1 protein-coding gene is annotated in these 303 nt (G+C 69.0%); it reads left to right on the top strand.

From position 1 onward, the window contains the following. Positions 1-166 precede the first annotated feature (166 nt). Positions 167-303: cation efflux transmembrane domain-containing protein (locus KI686_RS17590; protein WP_497801193.1), on the top strand; the 137-nt coding region annotated here is incomplete at its 3' end.

Below are 303 nucleotides of genomic sequence, written 5' to 3'. Positions count from 1 at the left end.
GACTCCCGAGGCGACGACCCCCTGCAGGATCGCCCCTCCCATCGAGCCGGCACCGAGGAACGCGAGGGAGGGGAGCGAATCGACCATGCCGCCATCCTACGAGCCGAGGTCCTGCCGCCGGGCGTGTGCCCGGAACGGCGCTGCGTTCACGTCCTAGACTCGTGACATGAGCGCATCCGGTGGCAGCAAGGCGATCATCGCCGCATTCCTGGCGAACATGGGCATCGCCCTCGCCAAGTTCATCGCCTGGGCGCTCTCCGGCTCGGCCTCGATGCTCGCCGAGGCGATCCACTCCGTCGCCGA

The organism is Polaribacter sargassicola, assembly GCF_021991835.1.
Lineage (GTDB): Bacteria > Bacteroidota > Bacteroidia > Flavobacteriales > Flavobacteriaceae > Polaribacter > Polaribacter sargassicola.
Note: the sequence above shows the minus strand (reverse complement) of the source record. Positions and strands in the feature narration are given on the sequence as shown.